This window comes from Streptomyces sp. NRRL B-24085, assembly GCF_001282115.1.
Taxonomy (GTDB): domain Bacteria; phylum Actinomycetota; class Actinomycetes; order Streptomycetales; family Streptomycetaceae; genus Streptomyces.
Map to the genome: position 1 here is coordinate 1 of NZ_LJBR01000578.1, position 5,308 is coordinate 5,308.

General features: G+C 68.3%; 2 protein-coding genes and 1 pseudogene. All 3 read left to right on the forward strand.

Annotated elements, in window-relative coordinates; all coding sequences use genetic code 11:
• Positions 1 to 91 precede the first annotated feature (91 nt).
• Entirely contained in the window at positions 92 to 2,290 is a 2,199-nt protein-coding gene (locus AOJ26_RS39735) for a discoidin domain-containing protein (RefSeq protein WP_234358794.1), read from the forward strand.
• A gap of 1,348 nt (positions 2,291 to 3,638) precedes the next feature.
• The gene (locus AOJ26_RS39740; RefSeq protein WP_053853206.1) at positions 3,639 to 5,051 is read left to right on the forward strand and encodes an ABC transporter substrate-binding protein; all 1,413 of its coding nucleotides are present in this window, start codon (positions 3,639 to 3,641) and stop codon (positions 5,049 to 5,051) included.
• A 74-nt stretch (positions 5,052 to 5,125) separates the two neighbouring features.
• A pseudogene (locus AOJ26_RS39745) lies at positions 5,126 to 5,308 on the forward strand (sugar ABC transporter permease); the annotation flags it as partial.

Here is a 5,308-nt window from a genome sequence, read left to right on the forward strand (position 1 = left end):
CCCCCACCTCAGCGGGTGTGCGTGTTCCGTACCCCCACCTCGAAGGGACCAGCACATGCAACGCCGCCCTCAACCTCGTCATGTCAGGCACATGACATGGCAGCCAACCGCTGCAACTCGGCCAGCCAAGCCCACGCCGGCCGCTCTGACATCCCTCGGCACGGCCGTCGCCCTGGCAGCCGGCACCCTCATCGCCCTCGCCTCCGTGCCCGCCCACGCGGCCGCGGGCGCCACTCTGCCCTTCACCTCGGTCGAGGCCGAGTCCGCCACCACGACCGGCACCAGGATCGGCCCCGATTACACCCAGGGCACGCTCGCCTCGGAGGCGTCCGGGCGGCAGGCGGTCCGGCTCGGCTCGGGCCAGCGCGTGGAGTTCACCGTGCCGCGCGCCGCCAACGCCGTGAACGTCGCCTACAGCGTCTCGGACGGCCAGTCGGGCACCCTGAACGTCTACGTCAACGGCACCAGACTCGCGAAGACGCTGCCGGTGACCTCCAAGTACTCCTACATCGACACCGGTTGGATCCCCGGCGCCAAGACCCACCACTTCTTCGACAACGCCCGCCTCCTGCTGGGCCAGAACGTCCAGGCGGGCGACAAGGTCGCCTTCGAGTCCACCGGCGCCCAGGTCACCCTCGACGTGGCCGACTTCGAGCAGGTCGCGGCGGCCGCCGGCCAGCCCGCCGGGTCCGTGTCCGTCACCTCCAAGGGCGCCGACCCCACCGGCAACGGCGACTCCACCCAGGCCTTCCGGGACGCGATCTCCGCCGCCCAGGACGGAGTGGTGTGGATCCCGCCGGGCGACTACCGGCTCACGTCCGCCCTGGGCGGCGTCCAGAACGTCACCCTCCAGGGCGCCGGGAACTGGCACTCGATCGTGCACTCCTCCCGGTTCATCGACCAGTCGAGTTCCGCCGGAGGCGTCCACATCAAGGACTTCGCGGTCGTCGGCGAGGTCACCGAGCGGGTCGACTCCAACCCGGACAACTTCGTTAACGGCTCCCTGGGCCCGGGGAGCTCGGTCTCCGGGATGTGGCTCCAGCACCTCAAGGTCGGTCTCTGGCTGACGGGCAACAACGACAACCTCGTCGTGGAGAACAGCCGCTTCCTCGACATGACGGCCGACGGCCTCAACCTCAACGGCAACGCCCGGGGCGTGCGCGTGCGGAACAACTTCCTGCGCAACCAGGGCGACGACGCCCTCGCCATGTGGTCGCTCTACGCCCCCGACACCAACAGCAGCTTCGAGAACAACACCATCACCCAGCCGAACCTCGCCAACGGCATCGCGATTTACGGCGGCACCGACATCGCCGTGCGGAACAACCTGGTCTCCGACACCAACGCCCTCGGCAGCGGCATCGCGATCTCCAACCAGAAGTTCCTCGACCCGTTCTTCCCGCTGGCCGGCACCATCACGGTCGACGGCAACACCCTCGTGCGCACCGGCGCCATGAACCCCAACTGGAACCATCCCATGGGGGCGTTGCGGGTCGACTCCTACGACAGTGCGATCAACGCGACCGTCAGCATCACCAACACCACGATCACCGACAGCCCGTACAGCGCCTTCGAGTTCGTGTCCGGCGGGGGACAGGGCTACCCGGTCCGCAACGTCACCGTGGACGGCGCGACCGTCCGCAACACCGGCACGGTCGTCGTGCAGGCGGAGGCCCAGGGCGCCGCGACCTTCCGCAACGTCACCGCCACCTCGGTGGGCTCGGCAGGCGTCTACAACTGCCCCTACCCGGTGAACTCCGGCACCTTCGCCCTCACCGACGGCGGCGGCAACTCCGGCTGGAGCAGCACCTGGTCGGACTGCTCGACCTGGCCGCAGCCGGGGCAGGGCAATCCCGAGCCGGACCCGAACCGCAACCTCGCCAAGGGCCGCCCGGCCACCGCGACCGGCTCCCAGGACGTCTACACGCCCGGCAAGGCGGTCGACGGCGACGCCAACAGCTACTGGGAGTCCAGCAACAACGCGTTCCCGCAGTCCTGGACGGTGGACCTCGGAGCGGCCGAGCCCGTGCGCAGGCTGGTGCTGAAGCTGCCTCCGCAGAGCGCCTGGCAGGCCCGCACCCAGACCGTCACCGTACTGGGCAGCACCGACGGCAGCACCTACAGCACCGTCGTCGGCGCGCAGGGCTACCGCTTCGACCCGGCGACCGGCAACACGGCCACCGTCACCCTGCCCGGCACCAGTTTGCGGTACCTGCGGCTTTCGGTGAGCGCCAACACCGGCTGGCCGGCCGCGCAGCTCAGTGAAGTGGAGGCGTACCGGACCTCGTGACCGGGAGCGTCCCGCACGGCCCCGCGCTTCACCGCCGAACCACCCATGCACAGGGGTCCACGGCCAGTGAAGCGCGGGGCACCCGCCTGCACACATGATCGCGTTCCTCGGACAGATCAACCTTCATCCAGGCCGACATCAGTTCGTCTGTCGTGGATGACGGACGGCGGTCGGTGATCGATGATCATGCCCGTCGCGGTCGCTGTCCCCGATCTCCCTCAGGCCGTGTCCGCGCGGGGGCCGGTCCATGCCGCTCCTGTCCTCGGCGGAGACAGCGGTGGGCTGCGAGACTGTGTCCTGTGCGGTGAGCGTGCCGGTCAGCGCGAGCACTGCCGCCGAATCGGGCGCCGGATGCAGGACTTGGTGGTGGGGGTTGTTCGGTCCGCTCGGCCGAGCGGACTGTGCCGGGACTGCGGCCGCAGGCCGCATGGCTCCCGGGACCACCAGCCCAGTTGGCCTGCGGCAAGCCGTTCCATCTGCGGGAAGATGTCGGCTGATGCATGTCGTGCTCCAAACCGGTCCGCCGAAACAGCCAACCCGGATCCGCTGCGCGTGTGACCGTTTGCGGCGGCATCCTGGACGGACTGGCCCAGGGCTCGGCCCCACGGCACTTGGGCCGGTGATTCGTCCCCGGCACCTGCGTCCGTGTCAGCGACCGGGCGGCATCCGGGGCGCATCTGTTTATGACCCTCGGGTTCTTGACGAGTTCGGCCACAGGCTCTGCATGATCCGCAGTCCCCGCCTGCATACACCCCGCTCGTAGAGCCGCCGTCCGGCGGTTCGGGCACCTGCAGGTTGCGGACCGAAGTGGCTGCCCAGCGGGCCACGATGGCGGGACGGCCCTGTCTGCCGTATCGGCCCGGCTCCAGCAGGAAGTCGCTGGCCTTGGCACCGCATGCGTCAAGCTCGGGCTGACAAGAAATCCGTGCTCCTTGAGCGCCCTGAGGACCAGCAGCTGCGACGTTCACAAGCCCTCGCGCAAGCAACCGTCACCACGGACGGGGAATTTGGCCAAGCGCGTTGGGACGCCCAGCCGTCAGTCCTCACGTGCGAAGCAGGCCAACGCGTGGCTGAGTCCAGCCGGTCGCTTCTCCTCCGCTTTGCGGCCGTTACGGCTGCACGCCGAGCCACCAGGCTCCATACGCCGTCCGTCCCGCGGCAGTGATCGCGGCGCAGGTTCGCCTTGCATGCCTGACGCTCAGGCGACGTTGGAATGTCGCGCAATTACAAATCTGACGCATAATCTTGCGCTGTCTTGTCAGTGGTGGTTGAGTGTGGCCCGCCCCACAACGCATCCGAGCACAGTCGGTGGGGCCTCCTCCACGTCATGCCCGAAGGGGACCCACCCATGAGAGTTGCCCGGTTCCGTCGTACGCGTCGCGCCAGCGCGGTCGCCCTCATCTCCGCGCTCACCCTGACCGCCCTGGCCGCCTGCGGCACCAGCAGCAGCGACGACGGCGACGACTCCAAAGGGAACGGAGCGAGCGACCCGTCCGCCCCGCTGGACCCCAAGACGAAGGTGACCATCACCATCGACTGCATGCCTCCGACCGCGAAGGCGGCCGAGCTGAGGGAGTGGAAGGAGGACGTCGCCGAGTTCAACAAGACGTATCCCAACGTCACCATCGAGGGACGTTCCACTCCCGGCCAGTGCCTGGAGCCCGCCCGGTTCACCGCGATGCTGAAGGCCAAGTCGCAACCGGACGTCTTCTACACCTACTTCACCGACCTGGACCAGGTGCTCTCCGAGAACGGCGCCGCCGACATCAGCGCCTACGTCAACGACAAGTCGGTGCCGGCACTCAAGGACATCGACCCCAACGTGCTCGGCCAGCTCAAGAAGGACGGCAGGCTCTACGGTCTGCCCACCAGCAACTACACGATGGGCCTGCTCATCAACCGCAAGCTGTTCAAGCAGGCCGGCCTCGACCCCGACAGCCCGCCGCGCACCTGGGACGAGGTCCGTTCCGCCGCCAAGAAGATCGCCGGACTGGGCGACGGCATCGCGGGATTCGGTGAGTACAGTGCCGGCAACACCGGCGGCTGGCACTTCACCGCCCAGCTCTACAGCCGGGGCGGGAACATCGTCGACGCGAGCGGCAAGAAGGCCGCCTTCAACGACACCCTCGGCAAGCAGGTCGCCGAGAACCTCCACGCCATGCGCTGGGAGGACGACAGCATGGGCAAGACCCAGTTGCTGAAGTGGGGCGACCTCCAGAAGCAGATCGCCACCGACAAGCTCGGCATGTACCTCGCCGCCCCGGACGACATCGCGTACATGGTCCAACAACTCGGCGCCAAGTACGAGAACTTCGGCATGGGCCCGATCCCCGGCGGACAGAGCACCCTCGCCGGCGGCAACAACTACATGATCAAGCAGGGCATCTCCGGCGACAAGATCAAGGCCGCGATCGCCTGGCTCAACTTCAAGAACCTCACCGTCGGCAAGGGCCAGTTCAACTGGGAGCGGACCAAGGCCGACAAGCTCCCGGTCGGTGTGCCGCAGCCCAACTTCTGGCTGAACGAGTCCAAGACCAAGGACGACGCCGCGCGCCAGGCGAACGCCACCATGCCGGTCGCCAACTTCAAGACGTTCATGGACAACCCGGTGCCGGGCAAGGCCGAGCCGCCGAAGGCGCAGGAGATCTACAAGGTCCTCGACAACGTCATGTCCGGCATCCTCACCAACAAGAACGCCGACGTCGACAAGCTGCTTGCCACCGCCGAGTCGCAGGTCAACCAGGTCCTGGCCAACCAGTGACCGGCACGGGCGGGGCGGCCGAAGGGCGGCCCCGCCCGGCAGCAGATCCAGCAGCCCAGCACCGAGGAGCGACGATGTCGGCCCCGAGCCTGACCCCGAGCAAGGCGGGACCCGCCCGCCCTCCCGAGCCGCGCGCGGCGGGCCCATCGACCCGCGGCGGCTCCTTCGCCAACAGCCTCAGGCGCAACCTGACGGCCCACGGCTTCCTCATCGGAGCCGTGCTGTGTTTCCTGGTGTTCTCCTGGTACCCGATGATC